Annotated in this window: 32 protein-coding genes; 21 read left to right on the forward strand and 11 right to left on the reverse strand. The window is 32.6% G+C overall.

Features of this window, described 5'->3' with window-relative positions:
* Window positions 1-285: 285 nt before the first annotated feature.
* The 7 genes from xerA to Q4Q16_RS04260 all read left to right on the forward strand — a co-directional run bounded on the left by xerA (window position 286) and on the right by Q4Q16_RS04260 (window position 4,641).
* A complete protein-coding gene (gene xerA / locus Q4Q16_RS04230; RefSeq protein ID WP_303346472.1) occupies window positions 286-1,281 on the forward strand; it encodes a site-specific tyrosine recombinase/integron integrase in 996 nt (331 codons plus the stop codon).
* A 287-nt stretch (window positions 1,282-1,568) separates the two neighbouring features.
* The gene (locus Q4Q16_RS04235; RefSeq protein WP_303346473.1) at window positions 1,569-2,645 is read left to right on the forward strand and encodes an NAD(P)-dependent alcohol dehydrogenase; all 1,077 of its coding nucleotides are present in this window, start codon (window positions 1,569-1,571) and stop codon (window positions 2,643-2,645) included.
* A gap of 210 nt (window positions 2,646-2,855) precedes the next feature.
* Window positions 2,856-3,152 (forward strand): putative quinol monooxygenase, encoded by a 297-nt coding sequence (locus Q4Q16_RS04240; RefSeq protein WP_303346474.1) that lies wholly within the window; start codon window positions 2,856-2,858, stop codon window positions 3,150-3,152.
* 473 nt (window positions 3,153-3,625) lie between these two features.
* Window positions 3,626-4,162, forward strand: a complete 537-nt coding sequence (locus Q4Q16_RS04245) for an acyltransferase (RefSeq protein ID WP_303346561.1) — start codon at window positions 3,626-3,628, stop codon at window positions 4,160-4,162.
* Between the two features lie 18 nt (window positions 4,163-4,180).
* Complete coding sequence (locus Q4Q16_RS04250; protein WP_303346475.1) at window positions 4,181-4,342, forward strand: rubredoxin; 162 nt, start codon at window positions 4,181-4,183, stop codon at window positions 4,340-4,342.
* A gap of 59 nt (window positions 4,343-4,401) precedes the next feature.
* Window positions 4,402-4,521 (forward strand): rubredoxin, encoded by a 120-nt coding sequence (locus tag Q4Q16_RS04255; RefSeq protein WP_303346476.1) that lies wholly within the window; start codon window positions 4,402-4,404, stop codon window positions 4,519-4,521.
* A 9-nt stretch (window positions 4,522-4,530) separates the two neighbouring features.
* The gene (locus tag Q4Q16_RS04260) at window positions 4,531-4,641 is read left to right on the forward strand and encodes a rubredoxin-like domain-containing protein (protein ID WP_303346477.1); all 111 of its coding nucleotides are present in this window, start codon (window positions 4,531-4,533) and stop codon (window positions 4,639-4,641) included.
* A 16-nt stretch (window positions 4,642-4,657) separates the two neighbouring features.
* On the opposite strand, the gene Q4Q16_RS04265 is transcribed toward Q4Q16_RS04260, so the two are convergent.
* Entirely contained in the window at window positions 4,658-5,251 is a 594-nt protein-coding gene (locus Q4Q16_RS04265) for a YigZ family protein (RefSeq protein ID WP_303346478.1), read from the reverse strand.
* 68 nt (window positions 5,252-5,319) lie between these two features.
* Here Q4Q16_RS04265 and Q4Q16_RS04270 point away from each other — a divergent pair, with 68 nt between their 5' ends.
* Window positions 5,320-5,667 (forward strand): hypothetical protein, encoded by a 348-nt coding sequence (locus Q4Q16_RS04270; RefSeq protein WP_303346479.1) that lies wholly within the window; start codon window positions 5,320-5,322, stop codon window positions 5,665-5,667.
* Between the two features lie 4 nt (window positions 5,668-5,671).
* Here Q4Q16_RS04270 and arfB read toward each other — a convergent pair whose 3' ends face one another.
* Genes arfB through Q4Q16_RS04285 form a run of 3 tightly spaced genes read right to left on the reverse strand, consistent with a single transcriptional unit; the run spans window position 5,672 to window position 7,415 of the window.
* Window positions 5,672-6,364 carry a 2-amino-5-formylamino-6-ribosylaminopyrimidin-4(3H)-one 5'-monophosphate deformylase gene (gene arfB, locus Q4Q16_RS04275; protein ID WP_303346480.1) on the reverse strand — a complete coding sequence of 231 codons (693 nt, stop codon included), beginning with the start codon at window positions 6,362-6,364 and terminating at the stop codon, window positions 5,672-5,674.
* A 9-nt stretch (window positions 6,365-6,373) separates the two neighbouring features.
* The gene (locus Q4Q16_RS04280; protein ID WP_303346481.1) at window positions 6,374-6,856 is read right to left on the reverse strand and encodes an RNA-binding protein; all 483 of its coding nucleotides are present in this window, start codon (window positions 6,854-6,856) and stop codon (window positions 6,374-6,376) included.
* 55 nt (window positions 6,857-6,911) lie between these two features.
* Window positions 6,912-7,415: a type II toxin-antitoxin system antitoxin SocA domain-containing protein gene (locus Q4Q16_RS04285; protein WP_303346482.1), complete on the reverse strand. Its 504-nt coding sequence runs from the start codon at window positions 7,413-7,415 to the stop codon at window positions 6,912-6,914.
* A gap of 300 nt (window positions 7,416-7,715) precedes the next feature.
* Here Q4Q16_RS04285 and Q4Q16_RS04290 point away from each other — a divergent pair, with 300 nt between their 5' ends.
* The 3 genes from Q4Q16_RS04290 (at window position 7,716) to Q4Q16_RS04300 (ending at window position 9,417) form a co-directional block, all read left to right on the forward strand.
* Window positions 7,716-7,946 (forward strand): LSm family protein, encoded by a 231-nt coding sequence (locus tag Q4Q16_RS04290; protein WP_303346483.1) that lies wholly within the window; start codon window positions 7,716-7,718, stop codon window positions 7,944-7,946.
* Window positions 7,947-8,003: 57 nt separating this feature from the next.
* The gene (locus Q4Q16_RS04295; RefSeq protein ID WP_303346484.1) at window positions 8,004-8,192 is read left to right on the forward strand and encodes a 50S ribosomal protein L37e; all 189 of its coding nucleotides are present in this window, start codon (window positions 8,004-8,006) and stop codon (window positions 8,190-8,192) included.
* Between the two features lie 205 nt (window positions 8,193-8,397).
* Window positions 8,398-9,417, forward strand: a complete 1,020-nt coding sequence (locus tag Q4Q16_RS04300) for a C45 family peptidase (RefSeq protein ID WP_303346485.1) — start codon at window positions 8,398-8,400, stop codon at window positions 9,415-9,417.
* A 157-nt stretch (window positions 9,418-9,574) separates the two neighbouring features.
* Here Q4Q16_RS04300 and Q4Q16_RS04305 read toward each other — a convergent pair whose 3' ends face one another.
* Entirely contained in the window at window positions 9,575-10,477 is a 903-nt protein-coding gene (locus Q4Q16_RS04305; protein ID WP_303346486.1) for a pyridoxal kinase, read from the reverse strand.
* 162 nt (window positions 10,478-10,639) lie between these two features.
* Between Q4Q16_RS04305 and Q4Q16_RS04310 the strand changes: the two genes are divergently transcribed.
* Complete coding sequence (locus Q4Q16_RS04310; protein ID WP_303346487.1) at window positions 10,640-11,059, forward strand: hypothetical protein; 420 nt, start codon at window positions 10,640-10,642, stop codon at window positions 11,057-11,059.
* An 8-nt stretch (window positions 11,060-11,067) separates the two neighbouring features.
* Here Q4Q16_RS04310 and Q4Q16_RS04315 read toward each other — a convergent pair whose 3' ends face one another.
* Complete coding sequence (locus Q4Q16_RS04315) at window positions 11,068-11,403, reverse strand: hypothetical protein (RefSeq protein ID WP_303346488.1); 336 nt, start codon at window positions 11,401-11,403, stop codon at window positions 11,068-11,070.
* A 150-nt stretch (window positions 11,404-11,553) separates the two neighbouring features.
* On the opposite strand from Q4Q16_RS04315, the gene rnc reads away from it, so the two are divergent.
* From rnc to Q4Q16_RS04335, 4 genes are read left to right on the forward strand one after another with little or no spacing between them, the layout of a single operon-like run.
* On the forward strand, window positions 11,554-12,225 hold the full coding sequence (gene rnc, locus Q4Q16_RS04320; RefSeq protein ID WP_303346489.1) for a ribonuclease III: 672 nt from the start codon (window positions 11,554-11,556) through the stop codon (window positions 12,223-12,225).
* Window positions 12,226-13,692: a homoserine O-acetyltransferase gene (locus Q4Q16_RS04325; protein WP_303346490.1), complete on the forward strand. Its 1,467-nt coding sequence runs from the start codon at window positions 12,226-12,228 to the stop codon at window positions 13,690-13,692.
* 29 nt (window positions 13,693-13,721) lie between these two features.
* Window positions 13,722-14,429, forward strand: coding sequence for an AzlC family ABC transporter permease (locus Q4Q16_RS04330; RefSeq protein WP_303346491.1), 708 nt, complete (start codon window positions 13,722-13,724; stop codon window positions 14,427-14,429).
* Window positions 14,429-14,743, forward strand: a complete 315-nt coding sequence (locus tag Q4Q16_RS04335; RefSeq protein ID WP_303346492.1) for an AzlD domain-containing protein — start codon at window positions 14,429-14,431, stop codon at window positions 14,741-14,743. The genes Q4Q16_RS04330 and Q4Q16_RS04335 overlap by 1 nt, the downstream gene beginning before the upstream one ends.
* A 40-nt stretch (window positions 14,744-14,783) precedes the next feature.
* On the opposite strand, the gene Q4Q16_RS04340 is transcribed toward Q4Q16_RS04335, so the two are convergent.
* Genes Q4Q16_RS04340 through Q4Q16_RS04350 form a run of 3 tightly spaced genes read right to left on the reverse strand, consistent with a single transcriptional unit; the run spans window position 14,784 to window position 17,202 of the window.
* Entirely contained in the window at window positions 14,784-15,518 is a 735-nt protein-coding gene (locus tag Q4Q16_RS04340; protein WP_303346493.1) for an ABC transporter permease, read from the reverse strand.
* Between the two features lie 9 nt (window positions 15,519-15,527).
* The gene (locus Q4Q16_RS04345) at window positions 15,528-16,262 is read right to left on the reverse strand and encodes an ABC transporter permease (RefSeq protein WP_303346494.1); all 735 of its coding nucleotides are present in this window, start codon (window positions 16,260-16,262) and stop codon (window positions 15,528-15,530) included.
* On the reverse strand, window positions 16,255-17,202 hold the full coding sequence (locus Q4Q16_RS04350) for an ABC transporter ATP-binding protein (protein ID WP_303346495.1): 948 nt from the start codon (window positions 17,200-17,202) through the stop codon (window positions 16,255-16,257). The genes Q4Q16_RS04345 and Q4Q16_RS04350 overlap by 8 nt, the downstream gene beginning before the upstream one ends.
* Before the next feature lie 484 nt (window positions 17,203-17,686).
* Here Q4Q16_RS04350 and Q4Q16_RS04355 point away from each other — a divergent pair, with 484 nt between their 5' ends.
* The 5 genes from Q4Q16_RS04355 to Q4Q16_RS04375 all read left to right on the forward strand — a co-directional run bounded on the left by Q4Q16_RS04355 (window position 17,687) and on the right by Q4Q16_RS04375 (window position 21,779).
* A complete protein-coding gene (locus tag Q4Q16_RS04355; protein WP_303346496.1) occupies window positions 17,687-17,923 on the forward strand; it encodes a helix-turn-helix transcriptional regulator in 237 nt (78 codons plus the stop codon).
* A gap of 12 nt (window positions 17,924-17,935) precedes the next feature.
* Complete coding sequence (locus Q4Q16_RS04360; RefSeq protein WP_303346497.1) at window positions 17,936-18,667, forward strand: DUF4013 domain-containing protein; 732 nt, start codon at window positions 17,936-17,938, stop codon at window positions 18,665-18,667.
* A gap of 9 nt (window positions 18,668-18,676) precedes the next feature.
* Window positions 18,677-19,501, forward strand: coding sequence for a DUF4013 domain-containing protein (locus Q4Q16_RS04365; protein WP_303346498.1), 825 nt, complete (start codon window positions 18,677-18,679; stop codon window positions 19,499-19,501).
* 405 nt (window positions 19,502-19,906) lie between these two features.
* Window positions 19,907-20,179 carry a zinc ribbon domain-containing protein gene (locus Q4Q16_RS04370; protein WP_303346499.1) on the forward strand — a complete coding sequence of 91 codons (273 nt, stop codon included), beginning with the start codon at window positions 19,907-19,909 and terminating at the stop codon, window positions 20,177-20,179.
* Between the two features lie 148 nt (window positions 20,180-20,327).
* Window positions 20,328-21,779 (forward strand): asparagine synthase-related protein, encoded by a 1,452-nt coding sequence (locus Q4Q16_RS04375; RefSeq protein ID WP_303346500.1) that lies wholly within the window; start codon window positions 20,328-20,330, stop codon window positions 21,777-21,779.
* 406 nt (window positions 21,780-22,185) lie between these two features.
* Here Q4Q16_RS04375 and Q4Q16_RS04380 read toward each other — a convergent pair whose 3' ends face one another.
* Together Q4Q16_RS04380 and Q4Q16_RS04385 are read right to left on the reverse strand one after the other, a co-directional pair.
* Window positions 22,186-22,440: a type II toxin-antitoxin system RelE/ParE family toxin gene (locus tag Q4Q16_RS04380; protein ID WP_303346501.1), complete on the reverse strand. Its 255-nt coding sequence runs from the start codon at window positions 22,438-22,440 to the stop codon at window positions 22,186-22,188.
* A 2-nt stretch (window positions 22,441-22,442) separates the two neighbouring features.
* Window positions 22,443-22,664: a hypothetical protein gene (locus tag Q4Q16_RS04385; protein ID WP_303346502.1), complete on the reverse strand. Its 222-nt coding sequence runs from the start codon at window positions 22,662-22,664 to the stop codon at window positions 22,443-22,445.
* Window positions 22,665-23,091: the final 427 nt, after the last annotated feature.

Raw genomic sequence — 23,091 nt, forward strand, 5'->3', positions numbered from 1 at the left:
TACCAAAATTTTAAGAAATATCTGATGCAACAGATTTTTACACAGAAATTAAGATAATTATGTTTTACTATTTAAAGAATCGAATTTTTAACTGTTCAATTTTAGGAATCTTTTTCTATTTTTAAAATCCATTTTATAATTTAATTTTATGAATTCTAATCATTTTTTAATTTATATCAAATATTTTACTTTTTCATATCATATTTTCTTAGTATTATTAAATATTTTTTAATTTAGATATTTTTAGCAAATTATTATTTATTTTCGGTTTGTTTAAAGTGTATTATGAAAACTAGGATTATTAATAAAATTAAGTCAAAAATGAAATTGTATTTGGATGAAACTCAATTAGTAATATTGGATGAAACTCTAAGAAATATTCTTAAAGATTATGAATTGGTAGAAACTAAAAGTGAATTTACAATAAAAGAATCTAAGGAGAATTCTATTTTATTAATGAATTTTCTTGCATCTAAACATGTTGAGGGTTGTTCGGAGAGAACAATTAGCTATTATCATACAACAATTGCAAAAATGTTAGAATCTATTAATAAAAAAATTGAATATATAACAACCGATGATTTAAGAAAGTATCTTGCTGACTATAGAAAAGTTAATGGAGCATCTAAAACCACAGTTGATAATGTTAGAAGAGTTCTTTCAAGCTTTTTTAGTTGGCTTGAGGATGAGGATTATATTTTAAAAAATCCTGTTCGCAGAATTCATAAAATAAAAACTAAAAAAGTTGTTAAAGAAGTTATAAGTGATGAAAATTTTGAAATTTTAAGGGATTCCTGTACCAATATAAGGGATCTTGCAATGATTGAACTTTTAGCATCAACTGGTATACGTGTAGGTGAACTTGTAAATCTAAATATTGATGACGTTCTGTTTAATGAAAGAGAATGTGTCGTATTGGGCAAGGGGGACTCTGAAAGGATTGTTTACTTTGACGCTAAAACAAAAATTCACTTGTTAAAATATTTGGAGTCAAGAAAAGACAGTAATTCTGCACTTTTCGTATCTTTTAAAAAACCATATAAAAGACTTGGGATTAATGGGGTTGAGCGAAGAATCAGGGAACTTGGTATTGATGCAAATATTAAAAAAGTCCATCCTCATAAATTTAGAAGGACGATGGCAACCAATGCAATTGATAAGGGAATGCCTATAGAACAGGTTCAAAGACTTTTAGGTCATGTGCAGATTGATACTACTATGCAATATGCAATGGTCAATCAGAGTAATGTAAAAATAGCTCATAGGAAATTTATTGGATAGAAAATCAATTTTTGATGCAATATAATAAAATTTTGATTAATTCTTTGGTTTGAACATTTTTTACCAATTTTTATTATTTGTAAACTTAATTCAAGTTTTTTGATTTTTGCAAAATAAAATAGGTATGTATTTATACATTAATGAATATAATAATAAGCATCGACTTATTGATTTAAATAAGTTTGATAAACAAAATTATTTGGATTTTTGTTTGATTTTTTTTTACATTCAGGTCTAATTAAGAAAGCTTATTTAAAGAGGTAAGTTGAATAAAATTAGGTGATATTATGGCAACTTTTAAAGGTTTTGCAATGAAAAGACTAAATGAAACTGGTTGGGTTGAAAAAGAAGTTCCTGAATGTGGACCACTCGATGCTATTATCAAACCTACATGTGTATCTCCATGTACTTCAGATATTCATACTGTATGGGAAGGAGCAATTGGGGACCGTAAAGACATGGTTTTAGGACATGAAGCTGTAGGTGAAGTCGTTGAAGTTGGTAATTTAGTACAAAACTTCAAACCAGGGGATAAAGTAATTGTACCGGCTATTACTCCTGACTGGGATGATGAAGCTGCACAAAGAGGTTTCCCATCACAAACCACCGAACCGTTAGGTGGATGGAAATTCTCAAACTTTAAAGATGGTGTTTTCGGTGAAAGATTCCATGTGAATTTAGCAGATGCAAACTTAGCACATTTGCCTGATGGTTTGTCTGATGAAGGAGCTTGTATGCTGGTGGATATGTGGTCTACAGGTATGATGGGTTCTGAAAACGCCAACATTCCATTAGGTGGAAGCGTACTTGTCATAGGAATTGGAGCTGTAGGTCTTTCATCTATTGCAGGATCAAAGCTATTGGGTGCTGGAAGAATATTGGCAGCAGGAACAAGACCAATTTCTGTAAAAGTGGCAAAAGAATACGGTGCTACTGACATAATCAACTATAGGGAAGGTGCAATTGACGAGCAAGTAAGGGAACTGACTGATGGTGTAGGAGTTGACTCCGTTATCATCGCAGGAGGTAACCTTGAAAACACATGGAAAGAGGCAATTGCAAGTGCAAAAGCAGGAGGAACAGTTTCTAATGTAAATTACTTAAGCGGAGCAGATAATGTTTTAATACCTCGTGTAGAATGGGGTTGCGGTATGTCTAACATAACCATTACCAATGGACTATGTCCTGGTGGCCGTGTTAGAATGGAAAGACTGGCAGACCTTGCTTTATACGGTAGGCAAGATCCAGAGCTTTTAGTCACTCACAGATTTGACGGTTTAGAGAAAATTGAAGACGCTCTTTATTTAATGAAGGATAAACCAAAAGATTTAATCAAACCTGTTGTAAGACTTGATTTGGACTGAATCAGTTCTAGAAAGGCAAAATAATCTATTTATTTGCCATTTTCTTTTTTTTAAGTGATGGCGAATATTACGGAGGAGATAGGAAAATAGATGATGATTCTATTAATAAAACCGTAGTCGCGTTTAAACAGATTATGACATTCTTTTAATTGGGATTGGATGTAAAATCCCATGTGGAGGACTTAAAATAATTTTTAAGAGAGTAATAAAATGATTATTGTTCAAGCAAAAGCTATTCCTAAGGATGAAACAAGCAAAAATGAGATAATTGGATTTGCACAGGATCTGATTGAAAAATCAAGAGAAGAAGCAGGCAATGTAGATTATAATCTCCTGGTCAATACAGATGACGATACGCTGCTGTTTGTCGAGCAATGGGATTCTATCGAAATTCTAAACAATCACCTGAAAACAGAACACTTTATAAAATTCGGTGAAAACATAGGGGATTTGGTTGCAGAGGATTTAAAAATCAGTGTGTTTGATGCAAATCCGACATCTCTTTAAAAACGTCTTTTAAATGGAGATTTGAAATCTCCAATTCTATTTTTTAAAATTTAAAAAAAGCGGATAAGTGAAATCTCATTTTTAAGTTAACTAACCGTTCAATATATATATTAATTAAAAACATAACTTAAATCACTTACAACTTAATTTTAATTAAATGCAGGTTTGATAATATGGTTCGATTTTCACAAACTCTTGATGATGGCCAATCAAAGAATGGGGAAAAACATTACGAACAGGCAGGGAGGGATTCCTATTACATGAGGGACAACAGACGACCTCCTGAAGACAATAGCAGATTCTATAGTCAGCCTCCAAGACCTCCTCAGATTCAAAAACCTATTTATCAGGAAGATAATTTCTACTCACAGCCTCAAAGAGATGAAGTTATTTATGAAAGGCCAGTAATTGAAAAGGAACCTGTCAGACCCGACTATTCAAAACCTGAATTAGATTTTCCAAAGGACCAGAACATTCAGTTCGGTGTTGAATACTCTCCAAATTCAAAACCTCCCGTAATAGGTAGAAACCACACGATCAGATCAAATTCAATTATCTACAATGATGTGGTTATCGGAGATAATTTCAGAACCGGCCATAATGTGGTTATCCGTGAAAATACTAATATTGGCGATGATGTTTTAATTGGAACCAATACAGTTATTGAGGGCGACGTGATAATCGGAAACGATGTTAGCATTCAGTCTAATGTATACATTCCGACCAATTCCGTAATTGAAGATAATGTGTTTATCGGACCATGCGCCTGTTTTACCAATGATAAATATCCTGTCAGAATTAATTATGAACTTCAAGGACCTAAAATAAGGCGTGGAGCTTCAATAGGAGGCAACACAACATTTTTATCTAATGTTGAGATAGGTGAAGGGTCTATTGTTGCAGCAGGAGCTATCGTAATACATTCAGTTCCTCCCTTCTATCTGGCTATCGGAACACCTGCCCGTATCAAACCCCTTCCGGATTACCTGAAGGTTCCAAATAAATTTTAGATAATGGAGACTTGTTTTATGGCTAAGTATAAATGCAATATTTGCGGTTATGTTTTTGATGAAAATGATATTGAAGAAGGATTGAACATTCCTGACGGAACTAAATTTGAAGATTTGCCCTCTTCATTTAAATGTCCGAAATGCAGAATGCCGAAATCAATGTTTCAGAGAATAGATTAGTTTTATATATTACATCATGTAAACTATTAATTATTAAATTTTTAGGAGATTGTTAGAAAATGGCAAAATTTAAATGTAAAGTCTGCGGATATGTGACTGACGAATTTGAAGAACTTCCTGAGGATTATAAATGTCCTATGTGCGGCGCAAGCGCTGACATGTTCGAAAAAATTGAGTAGGTGTTGCAAATGGCTTTTTTATGTAAAGTATGTGGATTTGTTCTTGAAGAAGACGAATTGCCGGAAGATTACGTTTGTCCGGTCTGCGGAGTGCCTGCAGCAAACTTTGAAGAACAGTAAGTTCTTCCTTTTTTATTTATTTTTCTAAAAATTCATTATTTTTAAATTCAGCACTGATTTTAGGGTATTTCTCAAATATTTTTAAAATATCTCTGTTTTCTTTTGATACTACACTGTAGATGACCCTGTCTGAATAATCTTTATTTGTGACTTCTAGATTGTTGTTTCTGACTTCACCATCTACTGTTTTTATATCGCTGTATTCAAAAATAAGATTATATATGCCATATTCTTCGATTTCAAGTATTTCAGCCTCGCCGATAGCTTCCATAACCGATTTTGAATATGCTCTTACAAGCCCTCCTGCACCAAGTTTAATTCCGCCAAAGTATCTTGTAACAACAGCGGTTACATTGTGAAGTTCATTTTTCCTTAAAACATTTATCATAGGCTTTCCGGCTGTTCCTCCAGGTTCGCCATCATCATCAAAGCCTTCCCCGTCACTTACAATATATGCGGTGCAGTTATGCGTCGCGTCGCTGTATTGCTTATTTAATTTCTGAATTACCTTTTTTGATTCGGCTTTTGTTTTTGTTGGAACCAGAGAACAGATAAATTGGGATTTTTTAATGTTGGTTTCACTTTGTATTGCTTTTCTAATTGTTTTCATTGTATCAATATCTATTTATATTATTGTAGACATATTAGTTTTAGTTAATTTTTTTTAAAGGTGATATTTTGTCTAGTAGATCTGCTAAGGTTTTAGTAATTTTCATTGTGGCTATTGTGGCTTTCTGCTTTGCCTGTGTTTTTGCTTCTATGACCGGACCGATATCAATTTTACCTAATGAAAGTGATTCTGGAAGCATATTGGACAATATTTCAACCATTAACAGTGATGATAATGATAATGTAGAAACCTACAGTTATCAGGACTATAAGGATACTTCATCACGCCAGGCATCCTCTTCAGAGGACTCTGATGTGGAAACTATTGTTGATGATTCAGGAGATAATGCTGATGAGTCTGGTGAGGAGTCCAACAGTAAGGAGCCGGCAAATCCGAATCCCGGCAACCAGACATGATGATTTAGAAGTCCAACAGCTTTTCAACATCAAGTATTACGGAGTTGATTGATAGATTAAACAGTCTCTCTCCGTATTCTTCATCTACATAAACGCCGTTTTCCTCAATATCGCAAGCCCCTTCCTCAATATTCGGGTCATCACTGCGCGCCTGCTTAAAGCCATAGAGGCCGACCTCTTCGTATTTATCGATATTTGCCTGATTTTTGACTTCATCTTCATTGACGATGCCTAAAACTTTAGCCATTGACAACTCGCCGCTTCCTCCGTGAGGGCCTTCAGATGAGATTACCTTGTTGTTGAATATGATGACTAAATCGGTTTTATCTTCAATATCCCATAATTCAGTCATTAATGGAATATTTCCTCCATGGGCATTGACGATAACCACTTTTTCTATATTTAAAAATTTTTTAGCATTGTTAAGTGTGTCGATAACGTTTTCCTTTAATGTTTCAAGGGAAACATGCACTCCGTGGTCAATTGTATCTAATTCGTAAGCAGGAAATATTATTCCTAAAAACTTTGCTCCTGTCTGGAGGGAAGATTGAAATGCAATATGGGCTCCGATTTTTGCATCAATATCAATTGGAAGTGCGGGGCCGTGGTTTTCCAAATGGGAACCCAGAGCTATGATGCCTATTTTATGAACTGTCGGATTTTGGATGTTTCCAGCTCTATATCTTAATTCAGCCATATTATCACTTCATAATTCAAAGTTCCATATATCATCGCCGACATAATGTTTGGTTTCAACCGCCTTTCCGGAATCATTTTCAACCATTTCCTCACCGCTGATTAAACTTATTCCAATAGCCAGAGGTTTTCCGTGGGTTTCATCAATAATTAAAACAATGTCTCCTGATTCAACCCCTTCTGAAGCATCTACAATGCCGGGACTCATTATATCGGCGCCATTGCTTACAAATCTGATTGCTCCCATGTCTACTGTTACGGTTTTTGCATCAATTTCATTGGCCAGCGCCGCCTTAAGTGTTGGAAATGGTTTTTCATTAATTAATATGATGTATGGTTCACCATCTACTAAAATAAATGAATGGGGTTCTGCTTCAAGTATTTCCACATTTTTCTTTCCCTGAAGTAAGTTGCCGTATTCTCCCAGTTCATCTCGTATTTCTTTTATTTTCTTTTTTTTCAAGAAATTTCTTTTTTTAATCTTTACGACCATATTAATCCCAGTTAGTGTTTTGTTAAATAATGTTTATTATTTAAAATAAATAAACTTATTTATTTAATCTGATTTTTATTATGGAATATTTATTATTTCTTGAAAAAACATATTTGCAGTCTATATCCTCTCCAAAATCAGCCATAAGTAATGGAGGATCTTTTATGATATATTTCATTATTGTGCTTGCGTTTTTATCCCTTAGCATTCTGATTGAAAAATCGATAATCTCAAGTTCCTTTTCACTGAATCTGTTTTGGGGAATTACTGTGAGGTAATATCTGTGGAGGGTTCTGTGATAATAGGCCTCTTTTCTTAAAAACAGCTGTTTTTTTAATATTAGCTCTTCTGTTATTTCTTTAAAATGTTTTGGTTTTATTCCCTTTTTGGACTTGATGTATGTTTCTCTGGTGAGCAGTTCTCCGTAAAGTTCATAATGGTTAAAGTCAACTGAATATAATATGCTGCAAAGAACGGTTTTTCCCAGATTTGATTTTGTGTAGCATTCAGACAGTATATACATTATTAAGTCAATATATTTTTCACGGTTAAGTGTCATGATTTTTGCCTGTGATGGTTGGATAATGTTATTTTTAGCGTTATTTATTTTTAAGCAATGTCTAAGAGCATTTGAAAATTAATTTAAATAATTTTTTTGCTAATAATCGGTATTGCTGTTATTTTTCTATTCTCTTTACCTAAAATAAAGTAACATTTATATAGTAGGTTAATTATAATTAATAGTATTAGTTTTAATTAGGTTTTGTCTTATCTTAACTTGATTATATTATGTCTAATAATGAGTATATTACTCAATTCATATTAAAAACTAAAAATTGTAATAATATAAGGTGATATAATGAGCGGACAAAATGTTCAAAGACCACTTGACGCATTAGGAAAATCTGTGGATACTCCTGTTTTAATCAAACTTAAAGGAGATCGTGAATTTAGAGGTATACTTAAGAGCTTTGATTTGCACATGAATTTAGTTCTTAATGATGCAGAAGAGTTACAAGACGGAGAGGTTACTAGAAGACTCGGTGTTGTGCTCATTAGAGGAGATAATATTGTTTATATCTCACCGTAAATATTATTCGATACTTTGAGATTATATTTTTCACGAAAAAATTAAGGAGGTGTATCAATGTCAAAAGGAACTCCATCAATGGGTAAAAAGAATAAAAAAACCCATATCAGATGTAGGAGATGTGGTAGAAACACTTACCACGTACGTAAAAAAGTCTGTGCTTCTTGCGGATTTGGTAAATCTAAAAAAATCAGGAGATACAGTTGGCAAAATAAAAAACCAACTACCAGACAAAGATTAGTATAAATGTTATATTAATTACTTAAATTATTTGAGATAATAAACGCATATTATCTCATAAATCAAACTATTTTTAATCTAATTGCTTTTCACTTAAATTAGGATTTTGCAGATATATTTATCTAATTAAATGAACAATAAATATCTTTAGTTATTCACATGTTCATCTGAATAACGTTCGAGTTTTTTTTAGCTTTATGGAAGTGAAAAAATGTTTGATTTGTCAAAGGACAGGATGGAATCAATAGAAACAATTAAGAAAATTACTGATTATGACGATTATAATGTCTATTCCATTGAAATAAAATATGACTATAATATTGATAATGTAACTCCTGTTATCGAAGGAAACCCCGACAGTCAGCAACTGATGGAACTTGCATTTGCAGATGCTCTTCCAGGAGTAGATGTCGAATTTGAAGCGCCCGATTACGGATGTTCAGCCTTTACAATGCCTAATGATGAAAAATTTTTATTTGGAAGAAACTACGATTTCGCATTTGATTCATCAGCAATGCTGGTGAGGTGCACACCCAAGAAAGGATATAAATCAATAGGATTTGCTGCATTAAGTCATATTTATGATAATGATCCTGAAATAAGCATGAAAACAAAGGCTTCATGCTTGATTGCACCATATATCTGCTTAGACGGAATCAATGAAAAGGGACTTGGAATAGCGGTACTGACAGAAACAAGCGAACCAACCGTTCAAAAAACGGGAAAACCTGTTCTGTTAACAACAGTCCTAATCAGATTAATTTTGGATAATGCATCAACAACAGAAGATGCAGTTGAATTAATCAGACAGTATGATGTTTTTGCTTCAAGCGGAAGGGATTATCATTTCTACATAACAGATAAAACCGGTGATGGCATGGTAGTGGAATTTGACCCGGAAAAAGAAGAAAGGCCAATGGTCGTAACTAAATTTAAGGCGGCAACAAATTTCTATGGAATGCATATTGATAAAGTAAAACCGAACAGAATAAATGGGATATATGGAAAAGGAAAAGAAAGATATGACTCCATAATGGATATAATAGATAATGGCGGAAATGGAATGGCTGACACCTGGAAAGCATTAAAAGCATCAGCACAAGATCCAAATCCTGAGGATATTACAAGCAATACCCAATGGTCCATTGCATATGATTTGGACAAACTGGAATGTGAAATGACACTGAGAAGACACTGGGATGATATATTAAAGTTTAAATTAGATGAATAACCGCTTTATATTTCAGTTTATATTGATATTTGCAATATTCCACTTCTGTTCTAGCAGATATTGTTGCCATATCCTGAACATGGAGTATCTGAAATATTAAAGATGGTTATTGACGGATTTAACCATTTCATGATTAATCCATCTGCAAATCAAAAAATCAGATAAACAAGTCTGTTACCTGACCCAGAAGTGATTCAAAGTTTACGCCACGGTCCTGAAAGTCAGGCTGTTTTGATGAAACCAACATTGCATCGTGGGTAATGTTTCCTGCAAATTCAACTGCTTCTGCAAGGTTTTTACCTACCATAACTGCCGCTAAAAGCGCACTTGCATACAAGTCTCCGGTACCGTGCAGCATATATGGCAAAAATTCGTTTGACGCTTCAACAATGCCCATGTCTTTTCCACCAACGAAATTGCGGATAATGCCGTCTTCACGTTGGATACCTTTCAGCACAACATATTTTGCTCCACGGTCTAAAAGGGCATTTACAATGCGATGCGCTTCTGCATCATCAATATTTGCACCGCCCCATTTCTCACCAATCGGTTCGCCTAAAATAATGGCTGCTTCTGTAAGGTTGGGAGTAAGTATGTCCGCTTCACATGCAAGGTCTGCCATGGCCTGACATAATTCATCATTGTAAGTCGGGTATACTTCTCCGTGGTCTGCCATAACCGGATCTACGATTTTAAGAGCATGGGGATATGTTTTATAAACGCTTTTGATTACATCAACCTGTTCTTTGGAACCTAAAAATCCTGAATAAATCGCATCTGCATCAACACCGATTTCTTTCCAGGTATTTAAGTAATCGTTAAGTATTTCTGTGGTGTCGTGCATGTACCAGTTAGGGTATGCAGTATGATTGGAAAATAAGCCTGTCGGAACCGGGCAAACATCACAGCCTGCAGCTGAAAGTACTGGAATGGCAATACCAAGTGAACATTTGCCGTATCCACACAAATCGTGAATAGCTACTACACGAGGAATATAGTCATCTTTTCTATTATATAAAATTATTTCATCTTTTTTAATATTTTTGTTTTCCTTATTCATTTTTTACCTCTAGTAAACTATTATCTAGTGTTAATATTCATATTAATGTAATTTATAATTTTTGTCCGATGGTTATCTAAAAACATTGGTCTGATTTATTTCAGATAACTTTAATAAGTAGGGTTATAAATAAATTTTTAAGAAGCATTATGGCAGTTTTAAATGATATGGCCTGATGAAATGACCTGTGTGGGAGATGATAATATGGTTTATCCGCAATTTTCAAATTATATTACAATAACAAGCAAAAAAACTAATGAATCTCTAAAACTGAATCAGAAAAGAGTAAAAATCAGAGAAAATGAAAACGGATTAATGGCTATAAGCTATATCGGACAGGTATTTGAAATGATGGATTTGGAGAATTTCTTTGCAGATATGCTTTCTTTTGAAAAATTAATTATGGATATTGGAAAAACAGGGGAGTTTACAGTCAGTTTTAGAGGAATAATCGATGGTAACGGGAAGAATTTCCCTCAAAATTTAGACCATAAAATTATTCTATTGCAGGAACCGACTTGTCTGGATTCAAGAATCAACGTTCAGGAAACCGGATTTTCAAAATTTAAGAAACGGGAATAAACATCTATTTAAAGTTCATCTTCAACAGCTTCCCATAAATCAACAGCCCAACCCTGAGCACCATCAATTACCATATCAAGGAGCCTTACTTTGCCGTCTCTAAAGCGGAATAGCCTGTAGTCCTGCTGAGGTTTTTTAGCGCTGCCTTCCTTGTTGCAATCAAGATATAGTCCTTCACCATATTCTTCTTCAAAGTCTCCTGCTTTAACAAACTCTCCAACAAGTGAAAATCCATTTTTAACGCTTTTATCCAGCTGTTCAACGGTTTTCAACCATCCTCCCTGAGACCTAAATTTTATCTCAGGGTCAATTTTTGTTATTTCTTCTTGCCAATTTAAAATCATAGCTATCAAATCCTTGTTTTTATTTTATATTGGAATTTATAAATAAATAAGAAAAGTGCAAGAGAGCATTTGAAAATAAATGTTGTAGGTTAGTTATATATAAGTAAAAATTCATAACTAATTATTGTATTAATTAATTTGGGCTGGTTTATGAATTTATATGAAAAATTTGGTATAAAAACTGATAATGAACATTTATATGATATTGCATTTACTCATGGTTCCTACTCCACCAATCATAATCTGGATTATAATTATGAACGTTTGGAGTTCCTGGGAGATTCTGTTTTAGGTGTAATAGTTTCGGAATATTTGTATAAGTTGTATCCTCACTATGAGGAAGGTAAATTAACAAAACTGCGGGCAAACTATGTCTGTCAAGTTGCATTAATCCATTATTCTCATGAATTGGGGCTGGATGAATATCTTAAAATAGCCAGTGTTGAATCGAATTTAACAAAAAATGAGATATTGTCCATAACTGCAGATATCTTCGAATCATTTTTAGGAGCAATATTCCTTGATCAGGGATGGGATTTTGCAAAGCAGTTTGTGGCAAATTCCATTTTTAAATATATTGACGAGCATAAGATATTCTTCGCAGATTATAAATCTGCAATGAAAGAATACGGAGATGTTAAAGAGTTGGATATTTCCTATAAAATTTTAGAGGAATACGGAGTGCCTCACGACAAAACATTCATCATAGCAATCATGATTGATGATGTGGAAATGGGTGTTGGAAAAGGTAAAAATAAAAAAGAAGCAGAACAAGCAGCTGCAAAAATAGCTATTGAAAAATTAAATATTAAGGTGTTTTAAATGAATAAGGAATCTGTCGGTATTGTTGAAACTGAATATCTTAGTATATCAGACCCAATCAGATTAGATAGTGGAGAAACACTTGAAGAGATTACTGTTGCTTATGAAACTTATGGGGAACTCAATAAAGAAAAATCCAATGCCATTTTAATTTGCCATGCTCTGACCGGTGATGCTCATGCTGCAGGATGGCACGAGGGAGATAAAAAACCCGGATGGTGGGAAATGGTAATCGGCCCTGGAAAAGCGTTGGATAGTGAAAAATACTTTATAATATGTTCTAATGTACTTGGGGGATGTAAGGGAACAACAGGTCCAAGTTCAATCAATCCCAAAACAGGTAAGGAGTACGGTCTTGATTTTCCGGTAATTACAATTAATGACATGGTTAAAGTTCAAAAAGAGTTAGTTGCTTCTTTTGGAATTAATCAGTTGTTTGCGGTTATCGGAGGGTCTATGGGTGGAATGCAGGTTCTTGAATGGATGGTATCCTACCCGTCAATGATGAAAAAGGCAATACCTATAGCTACAGCAGCAAGGTCTTCACCTCAGCAGATAGCCTTTAATGCGGTAGGCCGTCAGTCTATATTTTCAGACCCTGAATGGAACAACGGAAATTACTATGAAACCGGAGAAATCCCTAGAAACGGTCTGTCTCTGGCACGTATGATTGCTCATATTACCTATTTAAGCGATGAATCAATGGATATTAAATTTGGACGCGGCCTTCAGGACAAGGATGAAATAAGCTATGACTTTACACTTGATTTTCAAGTTGAAAGCTATTTAAAACATCAGGGCGAAACTTTTGTAAAACGTTTTGATGCGAATAGCTATCTGTTCATAACAAAAGCAGTTGATTTGTTTGACCTTTCCATTAATGACTCTTTAATTGATGGATTTAAAGGCATTGAATCCAAAATTAAAATTATTTCTGTTGATTCAGATTGGCTATATCCAACCGAGCAGAGTATGGACATTGTAACTGCCCTTAATGCTAACAATGTTGAGGTATCCTTTTCAGAAATAAAGTCCAACTATGGTCATGATGCCTTTTTACTTGAAAGAGGACAACTCAATTATATTTTCTCCAATTTCTTATCAGAAAATGTTGTTGGGGATTTGATGATGGAAAAAGTCGCCACAATTAAGGAAAATTCAAATGTTGTAGAAGCGGCTAAACTAATGCTGGACAAGCATGTAACTCATATTCCGGTTGTTACTGACAGTTGCCAACTTATCGGAATTGTTACAAGCTGGGATCTGTCTAAATCCATTGCGACAAAATCCAATCATCTAAAGGACATAATGACAAAAGATGTCCATTACTGTAATGCAGATGATCCTATTGAGGAAATCTCACGTAAAATGCGTAAGTTTGACATATCCTGTCTTCCTGTAGTTAATGAAGACATGAAGGTTGTAGGCATTATTACAACCGATCAGATTAGTAATTTAATAAGTTAAATTACTTCTTTTTTTATTATTTCAATTTTTTGGAGTCGTTTATTATTTCTCGTAAATCTAAGTTTATTGATGGCGCTAAAAAGGCTATTCCAATCACATTTGGATATATTCCAATGGGGATTGGCTATGCTGCTATAGCTATTAAGGCAGGTATGACTCCTCTGCAGACAGTTTCAATGTCTTTTTTAGTTTATGCAGGTGCAGGTCAAATCATTGCCGCTTCAATGGTTTTAGGCGGAGCCAGTGTGATTGCAATTGTTTTAACTAACTTTGTAGTAAATTTAAGGTATTTTGTAATGTCAACATGTGTTTTAAATAAAGTTGAGAAATCAAGTTTGCCTTTAAATATCCTGTCTGCTCATTTGACTGTTGATGAATCCTTTGCAATGTTTTCATTAAGCGAAGATTCAAGCATATGGATTTATCTGGGAATTGCACTAACAGCATGGCTTTCATGGTGTTTGGGGGCAGGAATAGGTGTGGTTATATTGGATATGCTTCCTGTTATCGTTACAAATAGTTTTAATATTTCCCTTTATGCATTATTTGTTGCAATTCTGATTCCTGCCATAAAGGAAAGCAAACAGATTGCACTTTTAGTTGCAGTAACTGCAGTTTTAAATGTGGTCTTATCACAATTTCTGGGAAACTGGTCACTGATTGTTTCAACACTTCTTGGTGCGGCAGCTGGAATGCATATTGTCGATGATGGATATCTGCTTTCAGGTGATGCCTAATGAATTATGTGGATCTGGTTGTTTTAGGCTGTGCTATTGTAACATTTGTTCCAAGGTTAATTCCGGCTTTGTTTATCGATAAACTTAATTTCTCACCAAAAGTTGAGAAGTTCTTAAATTTAATCCCGTATACGGCTCTTGCAGCTTTAATATGTCCGGGAGTACTGACTGTTGATAATCAGTTGTGGTATATTGGATTGATTGGAGCTGTTGTGGCTGCAGGACTTGCCTGGAAGAAAGTTCCCCTTGGGGCTATTGTAATTTTAACTGTGGCTGTTTTGATAATGGTTTATTCAATTGTTCCATTTTTCTAATTTTTAAGATTCCAAGTAAAACAGATAAAAGGATGCTTGCTTAAACATCCTTGAGGCTAAAGTAAATATATGAGATGGCTATTCCAAATAGAAAGGTTATGGCTATTGCAAGTAATGGTGTGGTTATTCTGCAGGGATATTGGGATACTGTGTTTGAACTAACAATATATGAAGCCATCCACGGCAAATATGGACCCCAACTGCAACTATAACTTAATAAGTTTGCAAGGATTAACACTGATCCAGCAATCATCGATGGAACAATATTTTTCATAATCATTGATAGGAATATAAAAGGGGTCATCACTAAAGAGAGCAAAAATCCGCCAAATAACATTTCACCAAGATAATGCAGTGCCATATTTAAGGTTAGGCCGACTCCACCTCCTAAAAAACCGAAGATGAGAGTTCCTATAAAAGTAACGCCAAACAATAATAATGTCCAAATTAGGAATACTATATATTTTCCAATCAAATACTCAAAGTCAGATATTGGGCTTGTTAATACCAATTTTAAGGTGTGTTCGTTGTATTCTCTGCCTATTAAATAAGAAATAATGATGCATAGGATAAATACTGCAAATAAACCTGTCATATATAGATTTGTTTCAATGAACATTTCTGAAAACTTTAAAATAAAGCTTGGAGTGTCTGATCTCATTTCTAAAACTCCCATATACATTAGAAAGGGAGGTATAAGTCCGCTTAATAAACTTAAAAAGAACAGTTTTGAATTTTTTAGTTTTATAAATTCAGTTTGAATAAAAATTAACATTAAAATCACCTATAACCTAAGATCTTTTTTTGTTAAATAAAGATATGATAAACTTAAACCTACAATGAAAGTTGCTGAAATAATAAAAAAGACAATAAACGGATCAGTTGTATAATTAGCTATTTCCCCTGCAGATGCGATAGCCGGAAGAGTCCATGGCCAGTATATTGCTTGACTGTGGCCATATGCGATTATATTTCCAAATGTTAAAATTGCAGCAGCAATCATTGCCGGAACCATATTCTTCATCAGCATTGAAATAAATATCAGTGGGCTCATAACTAGGAATAATAAAAACCCTCCAAATATCATTTCACTAAAATACTTTAAAATCAAATCAACACTTATTCCAACTGTTCCAGTAATATATGAAAGCAATAATGAAGCTATAAAGCATACGGTACATAATATTAAAATCCAAATTAAAAATGCAACTGATTTACCCAGCAAATATTTAGCTCTTGAAATCGGAGTAGGTAAAACTGATTTTATTGTATGTTCACTGAACTCGCGGCTAAAGAGATAAGCTACTGCAATTGTTATAAGAAGAACTCCGAAAATACATAGCATATATAAATTTGTTTGACTTGAAAGGAGTGCAAAAGTAATAGGCTCTCCATAATCCAGCCTTCCGGATAATCCTAAATGAACAAGTAAAGCTGGAGTTATTGAAGCAAGCAGGCTTAATAAAAATATTTTGGAATTTTTCAATTTAAAAAACTCCATTCTAACAAAGTTAAGCATAAATTTCACCGTATCTTTCTTTTTTCTCAATCAATTTTGTGAAGTATTCTTCTAGACTTTCTTCAGATATGGACACTTCATTTACTTTAATTCCAGATTTTACAAAAGCTTCGTTAAAATCAGACCTTAAATCTAGATTAGTAAATAAGCTGATTCTATTTGAAATGGAATCAACTGAATAGTCAATGCCTTCTTTCAAGTCTAACTTCTTCATTATATGATAAGCCGAATCAATGTCTGAAACTTCAAATTCAACATGTTTATCTAATTTTTCATGCAGTTGGTTCATGGATACTTCTTCAATTAATAATCCATCATCCATTACTCCAATAACATCTGCAATAGCTTCAATTTCACTTAAAATATGGCTTGAAATCAGTATTGTAGTTTCATATTCTTCAGACAATCTTTTTAGTAGTTTCCTTATTTCTTTGATTCCTATGGGATCTAAACCGTTAATCGGTTCATCAAGAATTAAAATCTCTGGATTATGCATAATAGCTGCAGCTATGCCTAATCTTTGTTTCATGCCCAATGAAAAGTTTTTAAATTTTTTGTCTTTTGCATGAGATAGAGAAACAATTTCTAATGCCCTGTTTATGTCTTCTTTTTTGTAGTTTCCTCTAAGTTTTGCAAAGACTTTCAAATTATCGAATGCAGACAGATTTTCATAAAATCCTGGTGTTTCGATAATGGAACCGATTTTTGAATAAATTTCCTTTGGATCTTGTTTGTAATGCTTGCCAAAGAAAAATATCTCGCCATCACTAGGTTTTGCAAGATTTAAAAGCATACACATTGTAGTAGTTTTTCCAGCTCCATTTTTCCCAAGTAATCCGTAGATTTTTCCTTTTTCAATTTTCAGGTCTAGAGAATTTACTGCATACTGTTTTCCAAATTTTTTTCTAAGTCTTTTTGTCTCAATTATATATTCAACCATTTTAATAACCTCTAACTGATAAAAGATAGCTTTAAATTAAGAATTCAAATATTAAAATAGGTTTTATATAATTATTTATGCGCATAATAATTTTTTTTTAAACCTGTGCAATATATCATTATCATCTTGTTAAGTATTGTTTACAAAAGTTATAAATACATTGCATATGTTAATCATTATTTACATAGTATATAAATCTTTCTATCAACAATTTTTTAATAAATCCTTAATAAAATTACATTTAATTTTAAATAATTAATTAGTAGTCTATTTAATAATTAAATAATAATCTATAATTAATATTTATTTAAACTAATGTTGTTAATACTGTTTTTAATGATTTTATTTAATATTATTAAATAAATAAAAAATAGTAACCTTTATATATTAGGTAATATAACATTAACATAAGTAATAATGTTTTAACATAATTGCTTAGATACTTAAATACATTTAATTAAATTAAATTAATTTGTGGATTATTATGAGAACCATGATTAAATATTTAAGACAAGAGCTCAAATTGAGCCAAAAGGAACTTGGGGATAAAGTTGGTGTTACTCGGCAAACCATTAATGCACTTGAAAATGGCAGGTATAATCCATCTTTATTTTTGGCTTATGAAATAACCCAAGTGTTCAATAAAATGTTATTCAAAGCAGACAGAGAACAATACTTTGTCATGGAAGACATATTTATTTTTGACGATGATTATTATTAGGGAGATAAGAATATGATTTTAGATATATATAAAGATGCATTTGAATATTCGGCAAAAGACTGGAAAACATTAATATTATTGGGTTTAATGTGTCTACTTAGTTTTTTATTGGTGCCTGCTTTTTTAATTGCAGGATATAACTACAGAGTTATTAACAATGCAGTACACGGCATTATTAATGGAAATGATCCCTTGCCTGAATTCGATGAGCTAATAGAAATGTTTATTGATGGAGTAAAAGTATTTATTATTCAAGTTGTTTATCTGATTGTTCCTGCAATTATTTTTATTGTATTTGTAACTATTGCAGGAGCTTTATCCGGTATTTTGGCCTCAGCAGTAATGATTATTGGAAGTTTAATTACTTTTATTATGGGAATCATTGCATGTTTAATGGCTCAAATGGCAATAAGCCACATGGCATATAATGAATGCGCATTTTCAAAAGCATTTGCATTAGGTGAAATAAAAAAAGTAATTGATGAAATAGGATGGTTAAAATGCATTATGACCTATGCCGGATTGATAATTATAACTGTATTGATATATTCTGCCATTACTGCAATTATATGGATAATATTTACAATATTTGGAATTTCAGGTGCTATTTTAGGCGTTAATGCAGGAGGAATATTTATTTTCGGAGCATTAATTAATTCATTAGTTACAATGTTTATTGTTGGTCCTTATTTGTCAATATTTAATGCAAGGTCTCTTGGATTACTATATACTATGCAGATATAAGGTGGGATTATGGTAAGTATAACAGATTGTATTGGCGAAGGGTTGAAATATCCTTTCAACGACATAAAAAAACTTTTAGGTTTTGGAGTATTGTTCGCATTAGCTAATTTGATATCATTAGCCATTAGTATAAAGGCTGTTGATGTGCTAAGAGCTTTTGGACAATTGAATCATTACGGAAGTTTCATGTTTAATGTATCCAGGTTGCCTTCTGGGGATGTCAATATGCTAATCGGATTATCCATTGTTAGCTTTATAATATTGCTTCTTATTATGGGATATGAATGGAGTATTGTTAAGTTTTCAATCGATAAAAGGAACGATTTGCCAGGACTTTTTAATGTATTGGAATTATTCGGAAATGGAATAAGGTATTTCATCGTAACTTTAGCATATAATATTGTCCCAATTGCAATGCTTATTATGGGTTTGGAATTCATTAATGAGCCATATGGAATATGTCTCGTCTTAATTTCATTATTATTGTTCATAATAGTCTATTTTATTCTTATTATGGCATTAAATAATATGATTGCACATGATAAGTTTAAAAAAGCATTTGATTTCAGCGAAATAATTGGAAATATCTCTAATCTTGGATGGATAAAATATGTCGGTATAATTGTATTCACATTTATTGTATATCTTATTATAATTGCTGCTGTAAGCTTTATACTGTCTTTTGCAGCTGTATTTATTGCAGGATTTATTAATAATCAAGTTATAGTAGTGTCAGCTATTTTAACAACTATCAATGGTTTACTTGTATCTTCATATCTCGGTGCATTCTACAATAGAGTATTTGGATCAATTTATAGAGAATCACTTAAATAATTAGAATGTTTCTAACATTCTCCTTTTTTTATTTTTAAGCATGCAGTGATTTTTCATTCTATTTTTTCATTTTTACCGGTTTTAAAATCCTTTTTTAATAGCATGGTTCAAAATCATGACTCATTTTTAATTTGCAAATTTAAAAAATAAACATTCAGTGAAAAAATCACTTTTTAGCATTTATATTCACTATCGCTTTTCAGATAATCTTTAAAACATTTCAAAACATGGCATTAAGTTTAGATGACTGGGATTTTCTAATTAACTGACAATCCCCATTTATTTGCATATTGTCATATGCATCTCAGGTGTGATTATTGGAATAGTCGGTGCTGTTATCGTTAGTCAATTTAATGGGAAATATTAAGTATCATTGAAATGTTAATTAATCATAAGGTGAAACTAATGAATTTTGAAAATCAGAAATTCTGCCAATCATGTGCAATGCCATTGGATAATGATGAACTTTTTGCAACCGATGCAGATGGAAGTAAAAACGAAGACTATTGTATTTACTGTTATAAGGATGGTGAATTTACATCGGATATGTCTATGGAAGAAATGATGGATTTCTGCATAGATAAAATGGTCGAAGTCCACCCGGAAATGGATAAAGAAGATGCAACAGCAATGATGCGTGAAGCGTTTCCAAAATTAAAAAGATGGGCAAAAGATTAGCTGTTTAAAGTCTGTTTTTCACATATTCTATTCGTGAAAATCTAAAATATATTGTATACTTTTTTATTTATTAAAACCTTAAATTTTAACTAACAAAAAATTCTAATAGATTAAACAAGGATAAAAATTATAGGATAATTCTGATAATATGTGTTCAATAGCAGGTCTACAGGGAAATGTAAAAGCAGGCAATATAGTTAAAATGTTAAAATCCTCCAAAAACAGAGGACCTGATTCCTCAGGAATTTATTTGGATAAATGTTATAATGACATTAATTTGGAGGAATTTAAAGATGATGATACTTACCCCATTGCTTTTGGTCATAATTTACTTTCTGTTTATGATTCGAATGACAGATTTTCAAAATCACAGCCAATAGCCAATGATAATCTTGTTCTGGTTTTTAATGGAGAAATTTACAACTTCCAGACTATGAGAAATTTCCTAAAAAGAGTAGGGGTGGAATCTCAAATTACATCAGACGGCGAAGCACTGTTGTATTTGATAGATTTTTATGCTAAAAAATTGGATTTGCTAAAAGCAACACAAGCAGCAATCAGATTAATTGATGGGGATTACGGATTTGCTGTATGGGACGGGGAAAACTTAGCTATTGCACGTGATCAATTAGGTGTTAAACCATTATTTTATGGTGAGAATGATGAATTCAGAGGATTTGCATCAACAAAACAGTCATTAAAAGAAGTTGGAATAACTGAAATTAACACATTAAAACCTGAACACATCCTTTTCAACTGGCAGGATATAGCTCCTGCCCAGCCGATTTATGAAAAAATCTTTGAAGGGGACGTAGCTAAAATAGACAAGATGTTAAGATTAAGTGTTCTTAAAAGAATTGAAGGATTGCGGGAGGTTGGTGTAATATTCTCCGGAGGCCTTGACAGCTCCTATCTGGCATTATTACTCAAAGAAATATCTGATAATGTGCCTTTAAAAATTAAACTTTATGCAGTAGGCGTTGAAGGGTCTCACGACGTTGAAGCTGCAGTATACGCTTCAAAATTCTTGAATTTGGATTTAGAGATTTGCAGCCTTACAGAAGAATTGGTGCGCAAAGCACTGCCTGATGTAGTCAAGGCAATTGATGATGATAATCTGATGAAGGTCGGAGTTGGTCTTACAACTTACTTTGCAACAGAAATGGTGGCTCGTGATGGCATAAAGGTAGCTATTTCAGGTCAGGGTGCCGATGAGCTGTTTGGAGGATATAAAAGATATCTGCAAAGCTTTGTTGAGGGAACACTAAATTATGATTTGAGATGCGACATGTCTAATATGTATCATGTTAACTTAGAAAGAGACGATGCATGCTCTATGCTTAATGGAGTTGAATTGAGACTGCCATTTTTAGATAAAACTCTTGTCGAACTTGTTTTAAACATTCCTGATAATAAGAAAATTGTTTCAATGCATGATGACATGAGAAAAAGCATTTTAAGAAAATTGGCTTTTGAAGAAGGTCTTGATTATGAAATTGCATATAGGCCTAAAAAAGCGGCTCAATACGGAACAGGCATCGATAAGATTTTGCGAAAAAAGATTTTAAAAGATACTGATATTTCCCAATATTTATTTTAAAATCGGACACTTCAAACAGTATGATTCATCTTAGATATTAAATCCAGTTCTAAACAGGTTACTAAAACAATTTTTAAAATTCAAAAAAATATTAAGATAATTGGTTCTAATGCTAAAAAAGTATGAAACTAAGTTCAAGTTATTCTTATGTTAAGAAAAAAATTTTTCATGTCAAAAAGAAAGTGACAAGTTATGTTAAAAATTCGTAGGATTAGTAGCCTTCAAATTTATCGGATAATTAGCTGATTTTTGAAACTTTTTTCATATTAGATTTATTTTTGATATTCTTAATTACTTTGCATATTCAATAAATTATTTTTCCCGTTAATCTTGAGGAGAGTTTATTCAGTGATGATATATTTGTTGAAATGGAAGATAGTGGTTGTTATTGTAGTTTGGCTCTAATTTAGTTGTAGGCTTTAGGTCTGTCTTCAATACGTCCAATATAAAGGCAATTGTTTTCTACTTTAAAGCATATTCGATATTTGCCTTTTCTTGCTCTTTTATATTTTGGATACTTTTTTACTTTTCCCCAGCGAATATCATTAGGGTTTTCCATTATTTCCTCTAGTTTTTCATAAATCATTTTGTAAACTTTTGGGTTTTTCTTTTTATAGTATTTTAACTGGTTAAAAGCAGATCTTTTGAATTCAATTTCCATAATTAATCATCCAAATATGCATCAAGTTCTGATAGTGAGGAAAATCTGATTCCTTCTCCGTTTTCAAATTCTTTGTCTGCTTCAACTAAATCCTTAATTGCCTGGTATTCATCATAATCGTCAAGGACTTTAGAGATGATGTCATTGAATGAATCGTTCTTGTGACCTATATCTGCTAGTCTTTCATGATTTATTAAACTGACTCTGATAACTTTTGTTTGCATTTTTTTATCACCGGTTATATTTTTTATTATTTGAATTATATAAAAGTTGTCAACAAAGTTTACAATGTAGATAATATCAACAAGGTTAACATATGATCCATGGTAATTTTAGAAAGGACACAAATTAAAAAATGGCTTTATAGAAATCCTTATTTTTATTGAATTTGTGTTAATCTGTAAATGTTATAAATTGTATTTTTGAGTTTTGTTTCTTTATTTGGTGGTTTTAAGCTTATGCTTCGATTAGTTCTGTTGAATATTCTTTTTATTACATTTAATGTTGATTCTGCATTGTTTCTTCTGGAATATATGTTGTCGGAAAGTTCTAATAAATCAGTTATTTGCCGGTATGTGTTTCTTGTGTAGATTTTATGGATAAAATTGTGAATGATGATGGTTGTGTGAAGCTATGCTTTGAAATGGATTG

It is taken from the genome of Methanobrevibacter sp. (assembly GCF_030539875.1).
Classification (GTDB): Archaea; Methanobacteriota; Methanobacteria; order Methanobacteriales; family Methanobacteriaceae; genus Methanocatella.

Bases quoted from the DNA above. Each gene is read 5' to 3' on its own strand.
- Q4Q16_RS04370 (WP_303346499.1), top strand. From the start codon at position 19,907: ATGAATTTTGAAAATCAGAAATTCTGCCAATCATGTGCAATGCCATTG.
- xerA (WP_303346472.1), top strand. From the start codon at position 286: ATGAAAACTAGGATTATTAATAAAATTAAGTCAAAAATGAAATTGTAT.
- Q4Q16_RS04350 (WP_303346495.1), bottom strand. From the start codon at position 17,202: ATGGTTGAATATATAATTGAGACAAAAAGACTTAGAAAAAAATTTGGA.
- Q4Q16_RS04375 (WP_303346500.1), top strand. From the start codon at position 20,328: ATGTGTTCAATAGCAGGTCTACAGGGAAATGTAAAAGCAGGCAATATA.
- Q4Q16_RS04335 (WP_303346492.1), top strand. From the start codon at position 14,429: ATGAATTATGTGGATCTGGTTGTTTTAGGCTGTGCTATTGTAACATTT.
- Q4Q16_RS04290 (WP_303346483.1), top strand. From the start codon at position 7,716: ATGAGCGGACAAAATGTTCAAAGACCACTTGACGCATTAGGAAAATCT.
- Q4Q16_RS04340 (WP_303346493.1), bottom strand. From the start codon at position 15,518: ATGTTAATTTTTATTCAAACTGAATTTATAAAACTAAAAAATTCAAAA.
- Q4Q16_RS04345 (WP_303346494.1), bottom strand. From the start codon at position 16,262: ATGCTTAACTTTGTTAGAATGGAGTTTTTTAAATTGAAAAATTCCAAA.
- Q4Q16_RS04265 (WP_303346478.1), bottom strand. From the start codon at position 5,251: ATGAAAACAATTAGAAAAGCAATACAAAGTGAAACCAACATTAAAAAA.
- Q4Q16_RS04305 (WP_303346486.1), bottom strand. From the start codon at position 10,477: ATGAATAAGGAAAACAAAAATATTAAAAAAGATGAAATAATTTTATAT.
- Q4Q16_RS04385 (WP_303346502.1), bottom strand. From the start codon at position 22,664: ATGCAAACAAAAGTTATCAGAGTCAGTTTAATAAATCATGAAAGACTA.
- Q4Q16_RS04380 (WP_303346501.1), bottom strand. From the start codon at position 22,440: ATGGAAATTGAATTCAAAAGATCTGCTTTTAACCAGTTAAAATACTAT.
- Q4Q16_RS04315 (WP_303346488.1), bottom strand. From the start codon at position 11,403: ATGATTTTAAATTGGCAAGAAGAAATAACAAAAATTGACCCTGAGATA.
- Q4Q16_RS04280 (WP_303346481.1), bottom strand. From the start codon at position 6,856: ATGGTCGTAAAGATTAAAAAAAGAAATTTCTTGAAAAAAAAGAAAATA.
- Q4Q16_RS04325 (WP_303346490.1), top strand. From the start codon at position 12,226: ATGAATAAGGAATCTGTCGGTATTGTTGAAACTGAATATCTTAGTATA.
- Q4Q16_RS04250 (WP_303346475.1), top strand. From the start codon at position 4,181: ATGGCTAAGTATAAATGCAATATTTGCGGTTATGTTTTTGATGAAAAT.
- Q4Q16_RS04285 (WP_303346482.1), bottom strand. From the start codon at position 7,415: ATGACACTTAACCGTGAAAAATATATTGACTTAATAATGTATATACTG.
- Q4Q16_RS04300 (WP_303346485.1), top strand. From the start codon at position 8,398: ATGTTTGATTTGTCAAAGGACAGGATGGAATCAATAGAAACAATTAAG.
- Q4Q16_RS04235 (WP_303346473.1), top strand. From the start codon at position 1,569: ATGGCAACTTTTAAAGGTTTTGCAATGAAAAGACTAAATGAAACTGGT.
- Q4Q16_RS04355 (WP_303346496.1), top strand. From the start codon at position 17,687: ATGAGAACCATGATTAAATATTTAAGACAAGAGCTCAAATTGAGCCAA.
- Q4Q16_RS04240 (WP_303346474.1), top strand. From the start codon at position 2,856: ATGATTATTGTTCAAGCAAAAGCTATTCCTAAGGATGAAACAAGCAAA.
- Q4Q16_RS04255 (WP_303346476.1), top strand. From the start codon at position 4,402: ATGGCAAAATTTAAATGTAAAGTCTGCGGATATGTGACTGACGAATTT.
- rnc (WP_303346489.1), top strand. From the start codon at position 11,554: ATGAATTTATATGAAAAATTTGGTATAAAAACTGATAATGAACATTTA.
- arfB (WP_303346480.1), bottom strand. From the start codon at position 6,364: ATGGCTGAATTAAGATATAGAGCTGGAAACATCCAAAATCCGACAGTT.
- Q4Q16_RS04360 (WP_303346497.1), top strand. From the start codon at position 17,936: ATGATTTTAGATATATATAAAGATGCATTTGAATATTCGGCAAAAGAC.
- Q4Q16_RS04310 (WP_303346487.1), top strand. From the start codon at position 10,640: ATGATATGGCCTGATGAAATGACCTGTGTGGGAGATGATAATATGGTT.
- Q4Q16_RS04365 (WP_303346498.1), top strand. From the start codon at position 18,677: ATGGTAAGTATAACAGATTGTATTGGCGAAGGGTTGAAATATCCTTTC.
- Q4Q16_RS04260 (WP_303346477.1), top strand. From the start codon at position 4,531: ATGGCTTTTTTATGTAAAGTATGTGGATTTGTTCTTGAAGAAGACGAA.
- Q4Q16_RS04295 (WP_303346484.1), top strand. From the start codon at position 8,004: ATGTCAAAAGGAACTCCATCAATGGGTAAAAAGAATAAAAAAACCCAT.